23 protein-coding genes and 1 pseudogene are annotated in these 21,584 nt (G+C 32.5%); 19 read left to right on the top strand and 5 right to left on the bottom strand.

Annotated features, from left to right (window positions below):
• The first annotated feature begins 8 nt into the window (after window positions 1-8).
• The 3 genes from mltG to AC1RPV_RS03120 all read left to right on the top strand — a co-directional run bounded on the left by mltG (window position 9) and on the right by AC1RPV_RS03120 (window position 2,457).
• Window positions 9-1,145, top strand: a complete 1,137-nt coding sequence (gene mltG, locus AC1RPV_RS03130; RefSeq protein WP_481761222.1) for an endolytic transglycosylase MltG — start codon at window positions 9-11, stop codon at window positions 1,143-1,145.
• An 83-nt stretch (window positions 1,146-1,228) separates the two neighbouring features.
• Window positions 1,229-1,711, top strand: coding sequence for a transcription elongation factor GreA (gene greA / locus AC1RPV_RS03125; RefSeq protein WP_481761223.1), 483 nt, complete (start codon window positions 1,229-1,231; stop codon window positions 1,709-1,711).
• A gap of 77 nt (window positions 1,712-1,788) precedes the next feature.
• The gene (locus AC1RPV_RS03120; RefSeq protein ID WP_481761224.1) at window positions 1,789-2,457 is read left to right on the top strand and encodes a potassium channel family protein; all 669 of its coding nucleotides are present in this window, start codon (window positions 1,789-1,791) and stop codon (window positions 2,455-2,457) included.
• Window positions 2,458-2,506: 49 nt separating this feature from the next.
• On the opposite strand, the gene AC1RPV_RS03115 is transcribed toward AC1RPV_RS03120, so the two are convergent.
• A complete protein-coding gene (locus tag AC1RPV_RS03115) occupies window positions 2,507-5,143 on the bottom strand; it encodes a YfhO family protein (protein ID WP_481761225.1) in 2,637 nt (878 codons plus the stop codon).
• A gap of 235 nt (window positions 5,144-5,378) precedes the next feature.
• Here AC1RPV_RS03115 and AC1RPV_RS03110 point away from each other — a divergent pair.
• The 7 genes and pseudogenes from AC1RPV_RS03110 to AC1RPV_RS03080 form a co-directional block, all read left to right on the top strand.
• A pseudogene (locus tag AC1RPV_RS03110) lies at window positions 5,379-6,272 on the top strand (peptidoglycan D,D-transpeptidase FtsI family protein); the annotation flags it as partial.
• Between the two features lie 108 nt (window positions 6,273-6,380).
• Window positions 6,381-7,454: a penicillin-binding transpeptidase domain-containing protein gene (locus tag AC1RPV_RS03105; RefSeq protein WP_481762408.1), complete on the top strand. Its 1,074-nt coding sequence runs from the start codon at window positions 6,381-6,383 to the stop codon at window positions 7,452-7,454.
• A gap of 167 nt (window positions 7,455-7,621) precedes the next feature.
• Window positions 7,622-7,771 carry a 50S ribosomal protein L33 gene (gene rpmG / locus AC1RPV_RS03100; protein ID WP_057973409.1) on the top strand — a complete coding sequence of 50 codons (150 nt, stop codon included), beginning with the start codon at window positions 7,622-7,624 and terminating at the stop codon, window positions 7,769-7,771.
• 110 nt (window positions 7,772-7,881) lie between these two features.
• On the top strand, window positions 7,882-8,556 hold the full coding sequence (locus AC1RPV_RS03095) for a rhomboid family intramembrane serine protease (protein ID WP_481761227.1): 675 nt from the start codon (window positions 7,882-7,884) through the stop codon (window positions 8,554-8,556).
• Between the two features lie 20 nt (window positions 8,557-8,576).
• Window positions 8,577-8,777, top strand: coding sequence for a YqgQ family protein (locus tag AC1RPV_RS03090; protein WP_409022657.1), 201 nt, complete (start codon window positions 8,577-8,579; stop codon window positions 8,775-8,777).
• Window positions 8,778-8,808: 31 nt separating this feature from the next.
• Complete coding sequence (locus tag AC1RPV_RS03085; RefSeq protein ID WP_481761402.1) at window positions 8,809-9,774, top strand: ROK family glucokinase; 966 nt, start codon at window positions 8,809-8,811, stop codon at window positions 9,772-9,774.
• A gap of 20 nt (window positions 9,775-9,794) precedes the next feature.
• The gene (locus tag AC1RPV_RS03080) at window positions 9,795-10,202 is read left to right on the top strand and encodes a rhodanese-like domain-containing protein (protein WP_481761228.1); all 408 of its coding nucleotides are present in this window, start codon (window positions 9,795-9,797) and stop codon (window positions 10,200-10,202) included.
• 47 nt (window positions 10,203-10,249) lie between these two features.
• Here the strand turns inward: AC1RPV_RS03080 and AC1RPV_RS03075 are convergent, their stop codons facing one another.
• The gene (locus tag AC1RPV_RS03075; protein WP_409022655.1) at window positions 10,250-10,426 is read right to left on the bottom strand and encodes a DUF3042 family protein; all 177 of its coding nucleotides are present in this window, start codon (window positions 10,424-10,426) and stop codon (window positions 10,250-10,252) included.
• 126 nt (window positions 10,427-10,552) lie between these two features.
• Between AC1RPV_RS03075 and AC1RPV_RS03070 the strand changes: the two genes are divergently transcribed.
• From AC1RPV_RS03070 to AC1RPV_RS03035, 8 genes are all read left to right on the top strand, one after another.
• A complete protein-coding gene (locus AC1RPV_RS03070) occupies window positions 10,553-11,290 on the top strand; it encodes a glycerophosphodiester phosphodiesterase (RefSeq protein ID WP_481761229.1) in 738 nt (245 codons plus the stop codon).
• 2 nt (window positions 11,291-11,292) lie between these two features.
• The gene (gene miaA, locus AC1RPV_RS03065; RefSeq protein WP_481761230.1) at window positions 11,293-12,225 is read left to right on the top strand and encodes a tRNA (adenosine(37)-N6)-dimethylallyltransferase MiaA; all 933 of its coding nucleotides are present in this window, start codon (window positions 11,293-11,295) and stop codon (window positions 12,223-12,225) included.
• Between the two features lie 12 nt (window positions 12,226-12,237).
• Entirely contained in the window at window positions 12,238-13,491 is a 1,254-nt protein-coding gene (locus tag AC1RPV_RS03060; RefSeq protein ID WP_481761231.1) for a methionine gamma-lyase family protein, read from the top strand.
• A gap of 100 nt (window positions 13,492-13,591) precedes the next feature.
• Window positions 13,592-13,981, top strand: a complete 390-nt coding sequence (locus AC1RPV_RS03055) for a MerR family transcriptional regulator (protein WP_481761232.1) — start codon at window positions 13,592-13,594, stop codon at window positions 13,979-13,981.
• 25 nt (window positions 13,982-14,006) lie between these two features.
• On the top strand, window positions 14,007-15,350 hold the full coding sequence (glnA, locus tag AC1RPV_RS03050) for a type I glutamate--ammonia ligase (RefSeq protein ID WP_409022650.1): 1,344 nt from the start codon (window positions 14,007-14,009) through the stop codon (window positions 15,348-15,350).
• A 151-nt stretch (window positions 15,351-15,501) separates the two neighbouring features.
• A complete protein-coding gene (locus tag AC1RPV_RS03045) occupies window positions 15,502-16,386 on the top strand; it encodes an exonuclease SbcC (RefSeq protein ID WP_481761233.1) in 885 nt (294 codons plus the stop codon).
• The gene (locus tag AC1RPV_RS03040; protein WP_481761234.1) at window positions 16,386-17,318 is read left to right on the top strand and encodes a hypothetical protein; all 933 of its coding nucleotides are present in this window, start codon (window positions 16,386-16,388) and stop codon (window positions 17,316-17,318) included. Before AC1RPV_RS03045 ends, AC1RPV_RS03040 begins: the two co-directional genes overlap by 1 nt.
• A 57-nt stretch (window positions 17,319-17,375) precedes the next feature.
• The gene (locus AC1RPV_RS03035; protein ID WP_481761235.1) at window positions 17,376-17,918 is read left to right on the top strand and encodes a dUTP diphosphatase; all 543 of its coding nucleotides are present in this window, start codon (window positions 17,376-17,378) and stop codon (window positions 17,916-17,918) included.
• Window positions 17,919-18,196: 278 nt separating this feature from the next.
• Here AC1RPV_RS03035 and AC1RPV_RS03030 read toward each other — a convergent pair whose 3' ends face one another.
• The 3 genes from AC1RPV_RS03030 to AC1RPV_RS03020 form a co-directional block, all read right to left on the bottom strand.
• Window positions 18,197-18,466 carry a hypothetical protein gene (locus AC1RPV_RS03030; RefSeq protein WP_481762174.1) on the bottom strand — a complete coding sequence of 90 codons (270 nt, stop codon included), beginning with the start codon at window positions 18,464-18,466 and terminating at the stop codon, window positions 18,197-18,199.
• Between the two features lie 144 nt (window positions 18,467-18,610).
• Window positions 18,611-18,982 carry a transporter gene (locus AC1RPV_RS03025; protein WP_409022645.1) on the bottom strand — a complete coding sequence of 124 codons (372 nt, stop codon included), beginning with the start codon at window positions 18,980-18,982 and terminating at the stop codon, window positions 18,611-18,613.
• A 77-nt stretch (window positions 18,983-19,059) separates the two neighbouring features.
• Complete coding sequence (locus AC1RPV_RS03020; RefSeq protein ID WP_481761237.1) at window positions 19,060-19,326, bottom strand: SemiSWEET family transporter; 267 nt, start codon at window positions 19,324-19,326, stop codon at window positions 19,060-19,062.
• 1,280 nt (window positions 19,327-20,606) lie between these two features.
• On the opposite strand from AC1RPV_RS03020, the gene AC1RPV_RS03015 reads away from it, so the two are divergent.
• The gene (locus tag AC1RPV_RS03015; RefSeq protein ID WP_481761239.1) at window positions 20,607-21,581 is read left to right on the top strand and encodes a hypothetical protein; all 975 of its coding nucleotides are present in this window, start codon (window positions 20,607-20,609) and stop codon (window positions 21,579-21,581) included.
• Window positions 21,582-21,584: the final 3 nt, after the last annotated feature.

Here is a 21,584-nt window from a genome sequence, read left to right as displayed (position 1 = left end):
GTTAAACAATGAAAAAAGATGATACATCTCCAGAATTACCGCCAGAGAATAATAAAAACCAGGCTAAGAAAATTATTGCAGGGGTCATTGCATTATTATGTATATTACTACTGACAATATTGTTTATGACCTATAGATATATCAAGGCATCTTTAGATCCACTAGATAAAAATAATAATAAAATTGAACAAGTTTATATTCCAATTGGATCAAGTACAAAACAAATTGGAACAATTTTAGAAAAAAATAAAATTATTAAAAGTGGTACGGTGTATACGTACTATGTCAAGCAAAAAAAGGTGTCACAATTTAAGGGCGGCTACTATCAACTTAAGGCATCTATGAGTTTGGATAAAATTGCTTGGACACTTCAACAAGGTGGAAGTAGTGAGCCTATACAAAATAAATTAGCGAAAGTATTAGTTGGTGAGGGAACAACAATTAACCAAATCGGTAAATCCATTTCAAAAGAAACAAATTTTTCATATAATGATTTTATTAAATTAATGAAAAATAAAACTTTTTTGGATTACTTAGATAAAAAATATCCAGATCTTTTAGATACCACTATGGCATCTAAAAACGTGAGATATCCTTTAGAAGGTTATTTGTTCCCAGCTACGTATACTGTTTATAAAAAAACAACGTTAAAAAATCTTGTTGAGCAAATGATTGTTAAAGCAAATGATGAATTATCGCCTTATTATGCAACAATAAAAAAACAAAAATTAACAGTACAAGAGGTCATTTCTCTCGCTTCATTAGTTGAAAAAGAGACGGAAAACCATAAAGATCGTCAAAAAATTGCCGGTGTTTATTTCAATCGAATTGCATCAGAAATAACGTTACAATCAAAAATATCAGTTAGTTATGCGCTAAATATACCGCAAAAAGATTTAACGTCAGCTGATTATTACGTGGATAAACCATATAATTTGTACGTTTATAAAGGATATGGACCTGGTCCATTTAACAATGCTAGTTTAGATTCTATCCAGGCTGTTTTGACACCATTGGACAGAAAGAAAGGTAATTTCTATTTTATTTTCAATTCAAATTCTAAAAAAATAGAATATTCTAAAACGTATGAATATTACCAAGCATTTTCACCTATGACACAGGCTGATAATGATTATGTTCAATAATCCACGCAACCGGTTTACAATCACAAAATTAAATGTTAACCTGATAGGCATATTGAACTTATTAATTTTAAGAGGAGTAAGTGATGGCAGAAGATAAAGTATATCCAATGACCGTAGACGGTAAAGTTAAACTTGAAGAAGAACTTGAAACATTAAAAACAAAAACGCGTGCAGAAATTATTAATCGTATTAAGATTGCACGTAGTTATGGCGATTTATCAGAAAATTCAGAATATGAATCAGCTAAAGATGAACAAAGTTTTGTTGAAGGCCGAGTTAAAACAATTGAACATATGCTCCATTATGCAGAAATTATTGATAACGCTGGTGTAGATGCTGACGAAGTTTCTGTTGGTAAAACAGTTTCATTTATGGAACCTGGTGAAGAGGAAGAAACATACACGATTGTTGGTGCGGCAGAAGCTGACCCAATGTCTGGTAAAATTTCAAATGAATCACCAATCGCTAAAGGATTAGTTGGCCATAAATTAAATGAAACAGTAACAATTGAAACACCAAATGGTAATTTTGAAGTCAAAATTACCGATGTTAAAGATAATTTATAAAAGCTAAATATAAAAGATTAAGTTGCAAATCATTTGTTACTTAGTCTTTTTTTATTAAATTAAGTAGGTGAGATAAGTTGAAAAAGAATTTTGCAATAATCGGTTTAGGTCGATTTGGTGCGAGTGTTTGCGAAACGTTGATTGAGTATGGGCAAGAAGTTTTAGTTATTGATAGGGATGAAGCTCGTGTAAATGATTATATGGATATTGCAACACATGCTGTTGTTGCCGATGCACAAGATGATGAAGCTTTAAAATCAATCGGTATTCGTAATTTTGATCATGTGATTGTCGCAATTGGTGAAGATATTCAAGCAAGTATCTTAGTCACATTGATGGTTAAAGAATTAGGTGTTCCTGTCGTAACGGCTAAAGCATTGAATAAATATCACGCTCGTGTACTCCAAAAGGTTGGGGCAGATCATATTGTTCATCCTGAACGAGATATGGGAATCAAGTTGGGTAGGGCATTAAGTTCTAATCATTTGTTAGATTACTTAGATTTAGATGATGATTACCGATTGGCAGAAATTGATATGACAGATCCGAGATATGTTAATAAGACATTAGATGAATTAAATTTCAGATCAACATTTAATTTAAATGTAATCAGTATTAGACGTGGTAAAGAAATGATTATTTCACCATTAGCAGATCAAATTATTTTACCAAATGATCAGGTACTGATTATTGGTGAAACAAAAGCTGTCACAGAATTTGATGAAAAAATGAACAAGACTAAATAAAAGGACAAGATTGCATATTGCAATCTTGTCCTTTTGTATTATACAAAAACTATTTAATCAATCTTTTTGTGTGAACGATAATTGGCTTAATAAGTATCAAGAGAATAGCCAAAATTGAGACGATCAAACCAATACCCATGTATGGTGGCCAATAGATAAGTTTAACGGTATGATTTCCCTTAGCAACTTTAAAGCTGAGAAAAGTATTCAATGATTTATTAGTTGCTACGGATTTACCATCAACTTTAACATGCCAACCTTTACTGTATGGAATCGTTGTAAAGACGACTTGATGATTACGTTTAACTGATATTGAACCTGTGATTGAATGTTGATTGTATTTTGTAACGTTTAATTCACTAGATTTTAGTTGCTTAATTTGGGATTTAAATGAATTAACATTCATTTGATAAAGCGTAAAGTTTTCTAAGAAAAGGGTTCTTTTCTTTAATTTAGCTGTCAGAACTATTTTTTTACCTTTATTATTGGATGCAATATTAACAACAACTGTATTTCGATACGTTTTATATTGTTTTAATTCGTGACCATTTAATTTAAATAAAACATTATCAGTACTTAATCCTGAACCTAAGGTTAAATAATAAGCATCGTTTGTTGTTGGTGTGTATGTGAAAGTGACTAGTCCAGATTTATTTAGTTTCGTTTTTGTTAGAATAGAATTTGTTAAATTAATTTGTGAACCAACGTTATCAAAATTGACAGTATTAAAATTAATTGGTGTAAATAAAGCATCGTTATTAATACCGGTTAGAGCAGATAACCAATCAGACTGATATCTTAATGGGTTAGTTGTTTTATTCTTGTTTGTCAATATAGTATCATTTGCTGCATAGCCAATTGATAAAGCATACGGATTTTTAACCGTTTCAGTTAACGAGTTATTTGAGACAGGTCTATAGTAAGCTGTATCAGGTTTTTCAGTTAGTGGTGTCAATGTTTCTAACTGTGTGTCCAATGCCTTAGAAGTCCGTAATTGTTTTGGTGTAAAAACGTACTTCATATTTAATAGGGCATCTGTTACCAAGGTACCATTTGAGTAAGTGACATAATTATCACCATCAGGTTGTCCTATCTTACCGTAAAAAGTTGGGATTGATTTTGAAAAAGCAGAACTAAAATGGGAACCGCTGAAAAAATCAGCTGACATGGCATCATTTTTAGTCCGACTGTATGTTTGTGCGACACGATAGAAAGAATTATCAATTTTTTTTAACGATTTACTTTCAGTTGCTAGGGCAGTCGTTGACACGTCGTATTCACTTGTAGATAAATAACTAATGTTATCTAATGAATAAACAGCGTTACATGACATCTCAGCTATTACACTTGCAAATAACAACCATTTGAATGAAGGTGATGCATGATCTTGGAACTGAATTAAAATTAACGTTAAAAGAATAAATAAAATTGATAGGAATAAAGTTTCATCAGATAAATAACTATAAGATTCTTTTGATATAAATAAGTACGTAAACATTCCGATGAATAAAAGACCTACAATACTCAATTTCCAGAATTTTATAGGATTAAAGTACTCAAATTGTTGAGCAGCTAAAAGGATAATCCAAAAGCAAAATACAAATGAAAAACGATAAGGATACCAAACTGGAAATTGCATTCCGTGCCATAGTAAATCTAAAGGTTCAAAGCACATCGATAGGATCAAGAAACTTGTGATTAAAAAAGAGACAACCCGTTCTTTAATTGAAAAACGGTTATTCATGAAATATAAGATAAAACCAATTAAAGCCAAACTCCCTACAAAAATATTAGGGAAACCAGAAGGCATTTGATCAAAATTGAATGAACCAATCACAAATTTTGAAAGCATCGCTAAAGGATTATATTCAATTTTTGCTTTAATAGATTCTTCCGTGTATTCTCCCTTACTTGAAAGCAATGAGAATAGAGTTGGAAAGAGGATAATTGCTGAAATTGCTACAGAAACTAGAGATTTATAGATGAAAATCCATGATTTTTTAAAAAATTGTTTAACTGATAGAGATACACGACTTGTTGTATATAAGAAATATAAAATCATAAAAAGACAGACCATATAACCCATATAATAGTTAACGATTAAAAGTAACGCAAGCCACCAAGTATAAGCCCAACTTTTTGAATTCAACTGTAATTTTTCAAAGCCTAAAATAACTAAAGGTAATAGAATAACAGCGTCTAACCATAATAAATTAAGTTGGTTAGCAATCGTCCAACCCATTAGCGCATACGCTGTGGCAAATAATGGGATATAAAGTGAAGTCATTCTTGTTGTTTTCTTTAATAATAAACCGAACGTAAGGCCTGATAAGGCATATTTTAAAAGGGTGACTACCATAACACCCGCTAAAATTGATTTTCCTGGAAATACTAAGAAAATAAGATTAAAAGGACTCATTAAGTAGTATGCCCACTCACCTAACATATCACCACCAATTGCTTGTGAAAATGAATAGAAAAAACTAGTAGGATGATGGAGAAGTGTGGCTCTAAAATAAGAGAAAAAATCAATATATTGCTGACCTAAATCAACAGTTAATAGAGAACTATTCCCAAAAGGATACATTTTGCGGCCAATAAAGTAACAAAGCATAATGAATAAAGGAATAAGGAAACTTAGAAGGAGTACATGATTCTTTTTAAGATAATTTTTAAGCTTAACCATTTTAAAACCTCTCTGACTATTAATGTATGGTAATAAGAATAGCATATTTGGGACTTTACCGCATAAATCAGCAGCAGATAAAAATATATTTAATCTGATTATTAAAGTTTTTATTATAATATAAATTGTTAGCCTGTTTATTGGGCCAATGAATCTTAAAAATGTGGTAATATGGTAAATGATATATTTATACGAATTAAAAGACTAATAATGATACAGTGAGAGGTAATTAAACGTGAAACTTCCAAAAACAAAACAAGGTCGAAGCAAACAAAATAAATCACATATTCCATTTAGATTAAATTTCCTGTTTTTTATTGTTTTCCTACTTTTTGCAGCATTACTGGCGCAGTTAGCCTATTTACAAATTTTAAACGGAGCTTCATTTGAAGCGACAGTTAATAGTACGGATACGACAACAGAAACTAAGAATGTACAGCGTGGGATGGTTTATGACTCAACAGGTAAGGTTCTAGTTGGTAATAATTCTTCTCGAGCAATTACTTATACAAAAGGATCAGGTATCCTATCGCCTGATTTATATAAGATAGCTAATAACTTAGTAACCTATGTCAGTATTGATACGAGTAAATTAACAGACCGCAATGCTGCTGATTACTACTTAGCGGATAAGGGGCATTTAAAAGCTGTCACTGCTGCTGTAAAAAAAGAAAAAAATTTAACATCTGCTGAGTTAAACAAATTATCAACTACTGATTTTAATACATTGACAGTAGCATATGCTGTTAAAAATAACATTGATTCATTAACTGATGAAGAAAAAGAAGCTGCTACTGTTTTTGGGAAAATGACGGGTGCTTATTCATTATCAACTGTTTACTTAAAAACCTCTGATGTTTCCGATAAGGAGATGGCTGAAGTAGGTGAACATTTATCAGGGATGAATGGGATTAAAATAGGAACTAACTGGTCACGAAGTTACCCAAATGGTAAAAGTATGAACAGTATCATCGGAAATGTCACTAGTGAAGCTACTGGGCTACCTAGTGATAGCGTGGAAACGTTAATGACTGAAGGTTATTCACGAAATGATAGTGTTGGTCAGAGTTATTTAGAAAAACAATATGAAGATGTTTTAAAAGGAACAAAGTCACAAACTAAGGTTGAAGTGGCTAATAGTAAAATAGTAAAACAAGTACAAGAATATAGTGGTAAAAAAGGTGATAATCTCGTCTTAAATATTAACGCTAAATTCCAAGCTCAAGTTCAAAAGATTATGAACGATAGTGTGAAATCAATTGCTGGAAGCAATCCTTATAATCCAGGGGCCTACGCAGTTGTCATGAACCCAAATACAGGTGCCGTTTATGCAATGGCCGGTGTTAATCGAAATATTAAAACAGGTAAGATTACGGATGATGCTTTAGGGTCGATTAATCAAGTATTTACCATGGGTTCTGTTGTAAAAGGTGCTACGGTTATGGGAGCTATGATGGATGGGGCAATTACACCAACTAGCAATACCATAACTGATGAACCTATTAAGCTTGCTGGGACAGCTCCTAAGTCATCATGGTTTAATACATCTGGTTCAGCTAACGTTGCGTTAACAGCTTCTGATGCATTAATGGTTTCTTCTAACTCGTACATGATGCAGTTAGCAATGAGAGAAGGCGGATTCAAATATTCAAGTGGTTCTTCACTGGATATGTCGAATTCAATTTTCCCCAAAATGCGTGGTTACTTTAATCAATTCGGACTTGGTATCAAAACAGGTGTTGATTTACCTGGTGAGTCAACTGGTTTTGAGGGTGTAGCTAACCAAACAAATATTGGTAAAGCACTTGATTTATCTTTCGGAAATTATGATTCATATACAACTATTCAATTAGCGCAATACATGTCAACGATGGCTAATGGTGGTACAAGATTACAACCACAAATTGTAAAAGCGATTCGTTCAACAAATGAGGATGGTTCTTTAGGTTCTGTTCAAACTGAAATGACACCTAATATTTTAAGTACAGTTAACGCAACAAAATCAGAATTTGATGTTGTTCAATCAGGATTTTATAAGGTTGTTCATGGATCAAGTTCATTGAGAACTGGGAATGCGATGAGTGATGTAACACCATCAATTTCAGCTAAAACAGGTACTGCTCAAACATTCTATGGAACATCTGAAACTGAAGCACTTAGTTTGGCTTCATATGCACCTTCTAACAAGCCTAAAGTGGTCGTTGCACTCGTTTTCCCTGGAATGGCTAATAATACAGGTAGTGCTGTGAATGGTCAGGCAGCAGTTTCAATTTATTCAGCATTTTGGAAAACTGTTGAATCTGATAAATAATATTAAGGAAATAAGTCATCTAATACCTGATTTTATTGCTGTAAAGTAAATTTCCTTAACAAATAAAAAAAAACACTAGCGTTTACTTATTAATAATGATATTATATAAGACGTTAAAGACTAATTGTCTTATGAAATTATGAAGAAATATATGGAGGGTTGCAACCATGCGTGTACACATTACATTAGAATGTACGGAATGTCATGAACGGACATACCTATCAAGTAAAAACAAACGTAATAATCCAGATCGTGTTGAGCTTAATAAATTTTGCCCACGTGATCGTAAGGTTACTTTACATCGCGAAACAAAATAACAACGGGAATTTTCCTGTTGTTTTTTTGTTTTAAATAACTTTTATACTAGTTGAAATAAAATCTTGTAAACGTTATTTTGTAAATTTTTATATGAAATAAGGAGCTATCTATGAATTTGGCAAAATACAAAAATACACCATTTATGACGTACTTTTTTATTGGATTATCAGCAATTGTTTTCATCGCAATGACACTTGCTGGTGGTAGTCAAGACACAAATGTATTAATTGAATTTGGCGCTAAATATAATCCACTGATCATGGACGGCGAGTGGTGGCGATTATTTAATCCCATATTTTTACATATTGGATTTGAACATATTGTCCTTAATATGGTTACATTGTATTTTATTGGTATCCAAATTGAGATGTTATTTGGTCATTGGCGTTTTACAGGCATTTATTTGCTTGCTGGAATTGCTGGCAATATTGCAAGTTTCACGTTCAGTCCAGATACTATTTCGGCAGGCGCTAGTGGTGCTATTTTTGGTTTATTTGGGGCATTCCTAATGTTAGGTGATAATTTTAGAAAAAGTGCCTATTTTAGACAAATGTCGCAGCAATTTTTACTATTCATTGTGTTAAATCTTGCGTTTGGGTTTATGTCGTCAAGTACAGATAATGCAGCTCATATTGGCGGTATTTTATCTGGATTCTTAATCGCAACGACTGTAGGCGCACCAAGATTGGCACGAATCAGTCATATTAAACAGATAGCTGCATTCGTTATTTTAATTATTATCAATTTAATTCTGATTAAAATTGGAATTTCTAATAGTATCTAGTTTAAGGTGGTGACCGTTAATTGAAAAATTTGTATGATGTCCAACAACTATTGAAACAATTTGGTGTGTACGTTTATGTTGGTAAACGTATGTGGGATATTGAATTAATGGCATTGGAATTAGATAATTTACATCGATCAGGAGTGATTGATGACAAAATCTATGCTAGAGCTAAAATTGTACTATCTCATGAACATCGAGTTGAAGAACAAAATAATTGAGAGTGTAAGTGGAGGAATTTGAATAATGGTAATTGAAAAAAAATTAATTGGTGTCGACTTAGGTGGCACAACAGTTAAATTCGCTATTTTAACTGAAACAGGCGATATTCAACAAAAATGGAGTATTGAAACAAACGTTCTTGATGAAGGCTCACATATTGTGCCAGATATCATTGCTTCAATTAATCACCATATCAGACTATTTGATATGACTGCTGATCAATTCGTTGGAATTGGTATGGGCTCACCAGGTACAGTAAATCGTGCAGATGGAACTGTTATTGGTGCATATAATTTGAACTGGAAAACATTGCAAAATGTTCAAGCAGATATTGAATCCGGTACACAAATTCCATTTGCTATTGATAATGACGCCAACGTTGCTGCTTTAGGTGAACGTTGGAAAGGCGCTGGCGAAAATGATGATGAAGTTGCCTTCATCACGCTTGGAACTGGTGTTGGTGGCGGTATTATCGCTAACGGTGCATTATTACATGGTGTTGCTGGTGCTGGTGGCGAAGTTGGACATATTACAGTTGAACCTAATGGCTACATGTGTACTTGTGGTAAGCATGGTTGTTTAGAACAATATGCTTCAGCTACTGGTGTTGTACGTGTAGCTCGTGATATGGCTGAAGAGTTTGCTGGCCAATCAAAATTAAAAGAAATGTTAGATGACGGACAAGAAATTACATCTAAATTAGTTTTTGATTTAGCTAAAGAGAATGATGTTTTAGGTAAAATGGTCGTTGATAAGGTATCGTATTATCTTGGACTAGCTTGTGGTAACTTAGGTAATATGTTAAATCCAGCATATATTGTTATCGGTGGCGGTGTTTCTGCTGCTGGAACGTTCCTATTAGATCAAGTTACTAAATACTTTAAACAATTTTCATTCCCAACAGTTCGTTCATCAACATCATTAAAATTAGCACAATTAGGAAATGAAGCTGGCGTTATTGGTGCCGCTTCACTTGCTCGTCAGTTTATTAAATAATAATTGAGGGGAGAACTAGTATGATTTTAGGAGCAGTAAAGGTTAGTTTAATAATTAATATCATTTTGATTATTATTTTAGTTGGGTTAGCTGGTAACCAATTTTATCTTTGGTATATGGGTCGCCGTGCAGCTAAATTAGTAACAAATGAAGAATTTAATGAAGGTATGCGTAAGGCGCAAGTTGTTGATTTACGTGAAAAAAGTGAATTTGATGCTTCTCATATTATGGGAGCAAGAAATATTCCCTATTCTCAATTTAAAACAGCGATTGGTGGTTTAAGAAAAGATTTACCTCTTTACTTATATGACCAAGGTAAATCGATTAGTACTCGAGCAGCCTATAAATTACACAAACAAGGCTATACAGATATTACTATTTTGAAAACAGGTTTTTCAAAATGGGATGGTAGAACAAAAAAACGCTAAAAAGAAAAAGCATTGAGGAATGAAAATTCTTCAATGCTTTTATTAGTTTATGAATGGTGTGATGAACGGCTCTTACGTGTTGCACGTTTACGGTTTTCTTCAATCATTTGTTCTTTTTCTTCGATGGGTGCAACAACAGTTTTTTTAAAGGCAAAGACGCTACCAACTAATGCGCCTACAGTTGCAGCAGTTCCGACTAAGAAACCTTTTGAAAAGTTTTTCATTATGTAGACCTCCTTATTCATTTGACATCTTTATTATGACTTATTCAATCTAAAATTGCCACTAAAAGCACCGCTATTTTACGATTAATGATATAATAATTTTTGAAAGTTAGGGGTGACTTGTATATGCAGACCAAAATTTATGCGCATCGCGGAAGTAAGGGAACCAGACCAGAAAATACGTTAGTTAGTTTTCAGGCCGCAATAGATGCAGGAGCCGACGGCATTGAGACTGATGTTCAGTTGTCTAAAGATGGTGAACTAATCATTATGCATGATGAAAAAATTGATAGGACCACAAATTTAACAGGTAAGGTAGTAAATCTGACACTAGCGGAATTAAAAAAAGCAGATGCAGGAATTAAATTCAGTTCTGACTATCAAGGTGAACAAATTCCAACATTAAAAGAAGTAATTGAGTTGTTAAAAGATAACAACTTTAAAGGCACTTTTAATTTAGAATTAAAAACGAATCATATAGAATACCAAGGTATAGAAGAACTTGTAAATAAACAAATGGAACAATTACCATCAGATATTCATCTTTTGTATTCTAGTTTTAATCCAAACTCAATTCGTAGAATGCAAAAAATTAATCCTGATGCAGAATTCGCGAGTTTATTCCAATTTAAAATTAAAGAGTCGCGTCAATTGGCTAAGCATCATTTAATCACTAGCTTACACCCTGATGTGACCTGGCTGAGAGAACGACATGGCTTATTTTGGCCAAAGCTACTGATTCGCCCTTGGACAGTTAATTCAGTTAAGGATATGACTTATTGTTTTAAAAAGAAATATGATGCCATTTTTACAGATTTTCCTGCAAAAGCAATAGAAGTACGAAAAGATATTCAAGGAGATTAGAAATGACGCAAAAAGTATTGTTAATTGTTGGGCCAACTGCAGTTGGTAAAACTGATTTATCGATAAAATTAGCAAAAAAATTTAATGGTGAGATTATTTCAGGCGATTCTATGCAAGTTTACCGGAAATTAGATATAGGGACGGCTAAAATTACAGAAGATGAGATGGATGGAATTCCACATTATTTAATTAATCACAAGAATAGTGATGAACGTTATTCAGTCGCTGATTTTACAGTCGAAAGTCGCGCAGCAATTAGTGATATTGCCTCTAGAGGGAAATTACCAATAATTGTTGGTGGGACCGGATTTTATTTACAGGCATTACTTGATAATTTTCAATTGGGAACAGATAATGACGACGATTTAAATTTAAGAAAAGAATTACAAGAACGTAGTGAAAAAATCGGTCCTGAGGCACTTTGGCAAGAATTAGAAAGCTTAGATCCAAATGCAGCATTAAAAATTCCAGTTAATAATACGCTACGAGTAATCAGGGCATTAGAGGTTATTAAAAAATCAAATCAATTGTTTTCGGCGCAAGCGGATCAAAAAACGGATGAGTTTAACCCCTTTATTATTGGGTTATCGACTGATAGGTCAGTGCTATATGATCGGATTAATCGTCGAGTTGACCTTATGATTGGTTCCGGGCTGATTGATGAAGCAAAATGGCTTTTTAACCAAAAAACCAATGATTTACCAGCTAGTAAAGGTATTGGATATAAAGAGCTATATGCTTATTTTGAAGAAAAACAATCACTTGATGAAGCGACAGAGTTAATAAAACGCAACTCAAGGCGTTACGCAAAACGACAATTAACTTGGTTTAGAAATAAAATGGCAGTTAACTGGTTTGATTTAATCGAGCATCCGGAACAACTAAGTAAAATAGAAATACAAATAGTGGATTGGTTAAAAGGACAAAAGTCATAAGGAGAAGAATATATGCAAAAATGGATAGATAATTTATCACAGGAGTTAGCAAATGTTGTAGGAGAAGTTGATACTCAAATTGAACCAAGACTAAAAGAAATTGATGAACAGGTTTTGTTTAACCAACAAAAAGTCTTGGAAGCTTTTAAGAAAAATAATGTTTCTGAAACATATTTTGCCGGATCAACAGGATATGGATACGACGATATCGGCCGCGATGGACTTGATCGTATCTATGCAGATGTTTTCAAAACAGAAGCGGCAATGGTGAGACCACAAATTGTTTCAGGAACGCATTCAATTTCAACAGCCCTTTTTGGTATGTTACGACCAGGGGACGATTTATTATATATTACTGGGATGCCATACGATACGATTCAGGAAGTTATTGGTATTTCTGGAACGGGTATTGGTTCAATGAAAGAATATGGTATCGGGTTTGATTACGTCCCATTAACGGCTGACAATCATATGGATTCTAATGGTTTAAAAGAAAAGTTAACGGATAAGGTTAAAGTTGTTGCAATCCAACGTTCTCGTGGGTATGCAACTAGAGATAGTTTTATGGTATCTGAAATTGCTGAGATGATTAAAGAAGTTCGTAAAATTTCAAAAGATGTGATTATTTTTATCGATAACTGCTATGGTGAATTTTCTGAAACAATTGAACCAACAGAGGTAGGTGCTGATATCATGTCAGGGTCACTAATTAAAAATGCTGGTGGTGGTTTAGCTAAAACGGGTGGTTACATCGTTGGACGTGCTGATTTAATTGAAAAAGCTGGTTACCGCCTAACAACACCTGGTACTGGTAATGAAGAGGGCGCCACCTTAAATGTTATGAGAGATTTTATTCAAGGGTTCTTTTTAGCACCTCATGTAACAGGTGAGGCAATTAAAGGTGCTATCTATACGAGTGCATTACTTGAAAAAATGGGATTAGATGTGTCACCAAAATGGGATGCACCAAGAACTGATCTCATTCAAACGGTTAACTTTGGTAAACCAGAACCAATGGTTAAGTTTGCTCAAGCTATCCAACGTGAATCTCCCGTTGATGCATATGTTGAACCAAAACCAAGTGATATGGCTGGTTATGAAGATAAAGTTATTATGGCTGCGGGTACTTTTGTTGAAGGTGCTAGTGTCGAATTGTCAGCTGATGGTCCAATAAGAGAACCTTATACGCTTTATGTTCAGGGTGGGTTAACGTATGCGCATGTTAAGTTAGCAGTTACAGCTGCAGTTGAAAAAACATTCTATTGAACAATCGACTGTAAGCTATGTTATAAAATCTAACATTGTACGTTGACAGTCATTTATTTCCTTGTTACTATAAGGATGTAATTAAAAAGGAGGCTTGTTTATGAAAGAGAAGGAACTCAGACGATCATTAGCGGTATTACCAATTGGAACGGTAATGAAATTAACGGACTTAACGGCTCGTCAAATTCGTTATTATGAGGAGCAGGAGTTAATTATGCCCCAAAGAAATGATGGTAATCGCAGAATGTATTCACTGAATGATATTGATAAGTTATTTGAAATTAAAGATTATTTAGATGAAGGCATGAATATGGTTGGCATTAAAGAAATTTATTTTGAAAAGGAAGCACAGGCTAAAAAGCAACGCAAATTGTTAGAAAAGCCTTTGACAGATAATGATGTTAGACATATTTTTCAAAATGAATTTCTTTCAGTTAGTGGACTTAAAAATCCTGACGATCCTTCTTTTAACACAAACAAGCGTCTATAAATTATAAATACTGAGGAGAGATAAAATGGCAAAAGCTGCATACACTAAAGATGACATTGTTACAATGGCAAAAAAAGAGAACGTTAAATTTTTAAGACTTATGTTTACAGATTTATTCGGAATTATTAAGAACGTGGAAGTTCCGATTAGCCAACTAGACAAATTATTAGAAAACAAATTAATGTTCGATGGTTCTTCAATCGACGGATTCGTTCGAATCGAAGAAAGTGATATGTACTTATACCCAGATTTATCAACTTGGATGATTTTCCCATGGGAACATGAACATGGAAAAATTGCGCGTATTATTTGTGAAGTTTATAACGCTGAACGTAAACCATTCCAAGGTGATCCAAGAAATAACCTTATCCGTGTCTTAAAAGAAATGAATGATTTAGGGTTTACTGAATTTAATATTGGACCTGAACCAGAATTTTTCTTATTTAAATTAGACCCTATAACGGGAAAACCTACAACACAATTAAACGATAAAGGTAGCTATTTTGATTTAGCACCAGTTGATTTAGGTGAAAATTGTCGTCGAGATATCGTGTTAGAACTTGAAAACATGGGTTTTGATGTTGAAGCTTCTCATCATGAAGTAGCACCTGGCCAACATGAAATTGATTTTAAATACGCAGATGCTTTACAAGCCTGTGATAACATCCAAACATTTAAATTAGTCGTTAAAACGGTAGCTAGAAAACATGGTCTACATGCGACATTTATGCCAAAACCATTGAATGGAATTAATGGTTCAGGGATGCATATTAATATGTCATTATTTCATAAAGATGGTAATGCATTCTTTGATGAAAAAGATAAGATGCAATTATCTGAAGATGCCTACCACTTCTTAGGTGGTTTATTACAACATGCACGTGGTTACACAGCAATTACTAATCCAACAGTTAACTCATATAAACGTCTTGTCCCTGGATTTGAGGCACCTGTTTATGTTGCTTGGTCTGGACGTAACCGATCGCCATTAGTTCGTGTACCAATGGCTCGTGGGTTATCAACTCGATTAGAGTTAAGAAGTGTTGATGCAACTGCTAATCCTTATCTTGTTATTGCGGCTATTTTAGAAGCAGGACTTGATGGACTTAGAAATAAAGTTGTACCACCTGCATCTGTTGATAGAAATATTTACGTAATGAACCGTCAAGAACGCCAAGATAATCATATTAGTGACTTACCATCGACACTACACAATGCCATTAAAGCATTGGAAAAAGATGATATCATGGAAAAAGCAATGGGTCCTCATTTATATCCAAGCTTTATTGAAGCCAAAAAATTAGAATGGGCTGCTTACCGTCAAGAAGTTTCTGAATGGGAAAGAGATCAATATTTAGAACTTTATTAAAAAAAGTGTAATAAAGGTTTGAAATGACTAACTAAATGATTGATAATGAAACTAGGACAAGTAAAATTGTTTTAGTTTTTTTGATTATGCAAAGAAAAATCACAATACATAGTAAAAAAAATAATCATTAAATATGAATAAGGGGTAAACTATGATAAAAGACAATCAATTTAATTTATCGGATCACAGTGAAGCTACAAACAATATCGAACGCACTCTATCTAAAAAAGTTGAGTACTTAAATCAACTTAGAGAGGCGATTAAACAAGAAGATGATCGATTAGTTTATCAACTCATTAACCAATCTCGTTACGCACAACTAGTGTTAAAGAAAAGAAGCGTTTCGGAATCTGCCATTCAAGAAGAGTTGGTCATTAAAGATTATCCACAAATTCAACAATATTTAAGTTTGAAACTTATCTCATATTTACGTGATACGTATCCATTCTTCTATTTTGAAGAAATGGAAGTTGGAAAATTCAAAATTCATTTTGGTAATTGGTGGGATCGAAAAGAATTTGGCTATTTAGACGTTTTAAATGTTGAATTTAAATTTGATGAAGAAGAACTAGCTAAATTAGCTAAGTCTTTTGAATTGGAAGAAACGAATAAACGTGTTAATACAGATAAAATTAATCAAATATCAATTCAAAATAAAGAACGTCAAGAATTAGTTGATTCTCAGGATGAACGTGACGCTGAAAAAGACAAAATTCGCGAAGATATGAAACGTAATTCACAAGAAAAAGGGCGTCCTTGGGATGCTGGACGTATTCGTGAAGAACGTCGCGTGTTAAAAGAAAGATTAACAGAGTTAACTGAGATGGATGAAAAAGCCAGCAGTGCATATCAAGATATTAAATCAAGTGAGACTGATGTTTTAAGTTTAGCCAAAGAAGATACGTTGATTGGTTATGAAAGACAAAGTGTTATTGGTATATTTGGTGATTTTGAAAAATTCACTAAACAAAATGATGCCTTATATTACAGTTATTTATCTCACTTAATTAGTCAAAAAGGACAGGTGACTGAATAATGGCTGAAAAAGAAAAGCAGTTAGTTTCTACAAAATCGCGTTTAGTAAACTTTAATGAACAAATTAAATTAAGTCTGAACAATGGGATTAAATTTACGGAAACATTAGATGTTTTAATGAATACCCAGGATAAAGTTGAGTTGATTGATGCCGCAATGAGTTTGATGGGTTATCAACTTGACACTAATTATTTAACATTCCCGCAAAAATATAGTGCTGCAGATTATTGTTTACTCTTCTTTAACCGTTTAATGGACTTGCATGATAATGAAACGGCTATTTTACACTTCTCAGAGCCTAGAAAAGCACTTGTCCATGAAATACCTGGGATTAATGTCGTAGATAGTTTTTCCTTTAAAATTGATGATAATGATGGCGCTTATTATGTTGCACAAGAATCAGGAGAATCTTTATTTTATTTAAATTTACGTAAAAGAATGATTCGAATTAATAGTACAGCTATTACAAATGTCTTAATTGTTAGTTACTTGGAAAAATTAGACGCAAAATCGATTAAATATCTTGAAATGATGTTAATTGATTTTGCGACGTATTTAAAAGAAGATTATGGATTTAGCGTTGATCTTAATCTATTGGATTCAGGTAATCCAGCAAGATACGAATTGTCTGAAGATATACTTAAACGAAGTGTTATCGATGAATTATTTGTACTTGCTTCAGAAAATGAGTTAATGGTTGAAGCAGGCGCAAATAATAGTGCTGTTTTAAAATTAGCTAAATCTGAAATAACAATTTATGATCAACAACAAATGGGTGAGAGTGATAATGAAAAATGGGTCGTTGCTGTTATGGATGCTGCCCAAGAAATTTCATGGTTCGATATTTTGTTGAATGAACCTTTCATTAGAAATTGGTACTTGAATAATATAAATGAATTAAGTATTAAATCAGATCCCTTGATTTTTAAATAATAAAAAAATGTCTGTCCGTTAGTTACTAGTGGGCAGATTTTTTTGGAGGAAAATTTAGTGAACTTAACAGATATGATCCAAATGGAACGAAGCTTTGATCGGGATGTTATTCAAGATAAAAAAATTAGATGGAGTCCTGAAGAGAGATTGTTTAACGCCTATGTGAGCTTGGATGTTGAACTATCAGAATTAGCCAACACGGTTGAATGGTTTAAAGTCTGGAAAGAAAATCGTGGACAAAAAATGGAAAAAGGCAAAACGCATGAAGAGACAGTACTCTCAGAATATGTTGATGCAATGAGTTTCTTTTTTAATATTGCCAATCAAAATAAATGGACCTATTTATTATTAATTAGTGACGAAGAGATGGATGATTTTGCAAAAAAGCCTATGACAATGTCATTGAATAAAGTCTTTTTATCGTTAAAATTAATGATTTCTAAAAGTTTATTTAGTCATAAATTAGAAGATTTTAAACATGCTTGGCATCTTTTTATTAAATTCGGGTTAGTTGATTTAAAATTGTCTTGGAATGATATTGAAAATGAATTTGTTAAAAAAAATATGGAAAATATTGAAAGACAAGAAAATAATTATTAATTAAAACAGTCTTAAATTGGAGCTAACCAATAATATTGGACAAAAATTTAAGCAGGTTACTGAATTTTAAGAGCTTGGTATCGTATTATTAGTAATTAATTTACAACTGAGCGTCGTAAATAAGGAATCATTAATAATTCGTATTTTAAATTTTAATAAAGAAAAGCCTTCGACATTGGATTTTTGTCCAATATTGAAGGCTTTTTTGTGTTAATAACTGAATAACAGTTTTTATTTGAATGAGACTAATCTCTTTTAAAATTAACTTAAGTAAAAAATCAAGAACCAGTATCAAAATTAAAATCAGCACCATCTTCAGATTCATGAATATGAACGTCTTTAGCAGACGAAGTACTATCATTAATATCAAAGCTCTCAGAAGAAGATGTCTTCTTAGTAGATGATGAAGATTCTTTAGAAGAATCTTTGGCCTTAGAAGATGAGGCCTTTGTGTTGGATGATGCAGACGACTGTTGAGAAGAAGAGCTATTTTTGTTAGAACTGGAATCAGAATTATAACTATATTCGCAAGCAGACAATAGTAGCATTGATACGCTTAGAACCCCTAGTAAGCTAATAAATTTTTTCATTTTAAATCCCCCAATATTTTTATGGTGCAAAGCGAGCAGTAGGAATCGCACCTACTAAAAGTATCTATACGCTCGTTAGAAATTTATGTTAAATTTTGTTTATTAGTGCTTAGCAGGAGCTTGTTTGAGTGTGAAAACTGCTGCAATGATTAATAAAATAAATGTAGGAAGGGCAAAAACCATTGATAAAAGAAATAAACCGCAACCAATAATACCAAGAACATGGCCAGTAATAGAGATATCAGCTTTTCTTGATTGAACAAGTGCAACAATGTGAAGAATAAGGCCAATTCCTAGCATAATATAAAAGAAAATAGCTGTACCGCTAGTTAAGGTTGATGTTCCAGAGACAGCGTGTGATGTTACAGTAGATTTATTGATACCAGTTAAAATAACGATAAGCCAAGAAAAGGCTACTAATATAGTATTTATGATATCGAAAGTACCTGCTGCAGTGTTAATTTTTAGTTTCATGAAGAATTCCCCCGTATGGAGCTTTTAACGTGATTCCCTATCTGCACGTAAGTATTCTATTTTATGTATATGATATTTTATAAGGCAGTGAAGAAAGCGATGGCGCCTAGAAAGATACCCGGTACGTTTGCAAAGAATATAGGCCAGTCTTTATTTTTACCACATACGCCATAGACAGTCCAAAATATGCAATTAATACAGGCAACCAAGGGCTGAACAGGATTACCCTGGCTACCATTAAGGTTGGAAATGATTTGTGGGATGTATGAGACATACATTAAGATAGATAAAATACTTGCAAACTTCCCGATTTTTTCTAGAGTGCTATCATTTAATAATTTCATTCTAATTCCTCCAAACTTTTTTATGCCTCTCTATAATAACTAATTATCAGTTATTCTACAAATTATAACAACTGGGAGTAGGTAAAAATGTTTGGTGTTGGTGAAAATAAACTTGTGGATGATTTTTATTATTAAAATGCATCAAAATTTTCTTGGGTGATAAATTAATTATTTAAATGAAGGCTAGGTATTTGTTTAGGTTAATATCTTACTAATTCAGAACTGTTATTGTAAACTCAGTATTTTGTTTTTAACTAATACTGACTATTTATGAAATTGCTGGATCTGAATAGCAAAGCTATAGAATGTTGAATAAATGATATTTAAATAGTGGTACATTCAGTAGAAACTATAGGACTAATAGTTTCTGTTAACAGATGACTACGTATCAAAAAAATTTACAGGGATGAGTTAATGCGTTGCTCTAATCAGAATGACGTTCCTCAGATGATTATCAAATTTAACAATAATTTTTCTTATAAAGGTAGCGCAGTTATTGATACTATTCATGAGTTGACCATTTAGGAGAAGAATGAAGTAATCAGAGAAATTACACTACTTGAGTTTCATTAATGATTTAGATAACATAAAACCCACTTAGTAAGGTGACTTATACATACAACTATTACTCTGACTGGCAATGATTATAACAAACGTAAAGGGGGAAATGCTATATCTTCATTTAACGAACTATTCCCACAAGTCAATGAAAAATCTACAATTAATAAGGTTAAACGTTTTTTTAAAGTATGGTTACCAAAAATGCAGAGATATAGTCAGAAGGATATTAGCGGAATTAAGTCGCCAATTATCATGGATATGCCTAAAAAGTACCTCAGGGAACAATCAACACGAAGAGACCATAACTAAACGTATCTATGCTGAGCAAGTTATTAATAATGTTCTAGTAGCTTTAAAGAGTTGTGACACTATTAGTAGAAAAATATTAATAGATGTCTATATTGCAGAAGATAATAAATAAAATGATATTGAAATGGATGATTTAGGATATGAAAAGACGAGATACAGTTTTTACAAGAATCGAGCATGCTTACAGTTTGCTGATTCATTCTTAATTGAAGACTTACATGATTTCAAAAAGTGAACATTTAGTGAACAAATTGAAGTGATTAATCTGTTATATTAGTAATATGATATTTTGATATCAGTTATTAATCTCTAATCCAAATATTTATACACACATGAGAAAGGTATTGTTTACCTGTCTTTTTTATTGTTTAATAATAGAGCGAGTATAAATTATTTGGAGGAGTAACTATTTGGACAATTATTATGTATTTAAATTAAATTTAGCACCAAATATAATTAGAACTTACGTTGAAAGAAAATCAGAAGGTTGGAAACAGCTTAAACATAATGTAATAAAGGATGATCTAACTAATAGTTTTGGAATACCTAATGGATTTGAAAGGGGAACATATTTAAATTTTATTTTTAAGGATACTGATGTTAAAGAAGAATTATCCAAATCTATAGAATATACAGAATTTGTTGCTCAATCTAAAAAAATAGAAGAGGAATATTTTGCTGTTATAGAAAACTATGAAAAAAATTCGGGCATTTTATGGACAAAAGAATTTTTGGGCGTTACAAAAGTTGAAATGAGAACAAAAATGGACAAATTACTTAAAAAATATCCATTTTTAAAAGAATCATTAGATGATGTTTTAGAAGATGATATAATAGGCAACTTAAAAGGGTACGGACGTTACGGACATGGTCGTAAAATGATGCTAGAGGCTAGAAAAATAATACGGTATATTCAGGATAAAGAATATATAAATGCTGGAGTGAATTTTTTTTATGAATTGGAAACTGAAAAAATTTTAATTTCTACTAATGACAAAAGTTTGAAAGAAGCTATTAGTATGTCTGAAAGAATAGAATCATTTATAAATACAGCAGAAAATACCAATATGGGTGCTGTATCAGTTAATGCAGTTCAAGATAGCGTTAGCATTAAGCAAGATTATGCAAGAGTAACAGTACATCTTGTCTATCCTAATGGTGCCCAGCAAGTTGAAGATAGGGACCTTGCTAGTCGAAAACGTATAAATGCTGAAGATGTGAAAAAAATATATAGTGCCCCTAGAGGAGAAAAAGTAAATACAGTAGAGTTAAGTAAACAATTGGGTGAAGATGCTAAGCGAGGATACCTTAAATCGATAAAACATAGGGCAATGAGTATAATGAAAATTGTACCTGTAATAGTTAATAAAAATTTTCATAAATAGGTG

Source organism: Dellaglioa sp. CoH-55-MRSF-9 (assembly GCF_056782155.1).
This window is presented reverse-complemented; position numbering and strand designations above follow the sequence as displayed.

What these genes read in the sequence shown, in the direction of transcription:
- mltG (WP_481761222.1), top strand. Translation starts at nt 9, where the DNA reads ATGAAAAAAGATGATACATCTCCAGAATTACCGCCAGAGAATAATAAA.
- greA (WP_481761223.1), top strand. Translation starts at nt 1,229, where the DNA reads ATGGCAGAAGATAAAGTATATCCAATGACCGTAGACGGTAAAGTTAAA.
- AC1RPV_RS03115 (WP_481761225.1), bottom strand. Translation starts at nt 5,143, where the DNA reads ATGGTTAAGCTTAAAAATTATCTTAAAAAGAATCATGTACTCCTTCTA.
- AC1RPV_RS03105 (WP_481762408.1), top strand. Translation starts at nt 6,381, where the DNA reads ATGAACGATAGTGTGAAATCAATTGCTGGAAGCAATCCTTATAATCCA.
- rpmG (WP_057973409.1), top strand. Translation starts at nt 7,622, where the DNA reads ATGCGTGTACACATTACATTAGAATGTACGGAATGTCATGAACGGACA.
- AC1RPV_RS03095 (WP_481761227.1), top strand. Translation starts at nt 7,882, where the DNA reads ATGAATTTGGCAAAATACAAAAATACACCATTTATGACGTACTTTTTT.
- AC1RPV_RS03080 (WP_481761228.1), top strand. Translation starts at nt 9,795, where the DNA reads ATGATTTTAGGAGCAGTAAAGGTTAGTTTAATAATTAATATCATTTTG.
- AC1RPV_RS03075 (WP_409022655.1), bottom strand. Translation starts at nt 10,426, where the DNA reads ATGAAAAACTTTTCAAAAGGTTTCTTAGTCGGAACTGCTGCAACTGTA.
- AC1RPV_RS03070 (WP_481761229.1), top strand. Translation starts at nt 10,553, where the DNA reads ATGCAGACCAAAATTTATGCGCATCGCGGAAGTAAGGGAACCAGACCA.
- miaA (WP_481761230.1), top strand. Translation starts at nt 11,293, where the DNA reads ATGACGCAAAAAGTATTGTTAATTGTTGGGCCAACTGCAGTTGGTAAA.
- AC1RPV_RS03060 (WP_481761231.1), top strand. Translation starts at nt 12,238, where the DNA reads ATGCAAAAATGGATAGATAATTTATCACAGGAGTTAGCAAATGTTGTA.
- AC1RPV_RS03055 (WP_481761232.1), top strand. Translation starts at nt 13,592, where the DNA reads ATGAAAGAGAAGGAACTCAGACGATCATTAGCGGTATTACCAATTGGA.
- glnA (WP_409022650.1), top strand. Translation starts at nt 14,007, where the DNA reads ATGGCAAAAGCTGCATACACTAAAGATGACATTGTTACAATGGCAAAA.
- AC1RPV_RS03045 (WP_481761233.1), top strand. Translation starts at nt 15,502, where the DNA reads ATGATAAAAGACAATCAATTTAATTTATCGGATCACAGTGAAGCTACA.
- AC1RPV_RS03040 (WP_481761234.1), top strand. Translation starts at nt 16,386, where the DNA reads ATGGCTGAAAAAGAAAAGCAGTTAGTTTCTACAAAATCGCGTTTAGTA.
- AC1RPV_RS03030 (WP_481762174.1), bottom strand. Translation starts at nt 18,466, where the DNA reads ATGCTACTATTGTCTGCTTGCGAATATAGTTATAATTCTGATTCCAGT.
- AC1RPV_RS03025 (WP_409022645.1), bottom strand. Translation starts at nt 18,982, where the DNA reads ATGAAACTAAAAATTAACACTGCAGCAGGTACTTTCGATATCATAAAT.
- AC1RPV_RS03020 (WP_481761237.1), bottom strand. Translation starts at nt 19,326, where the DNA reads ATGAAATTATTAAATGATAGCACTCTAGAAAAAATCGGGAAGTTTGCA.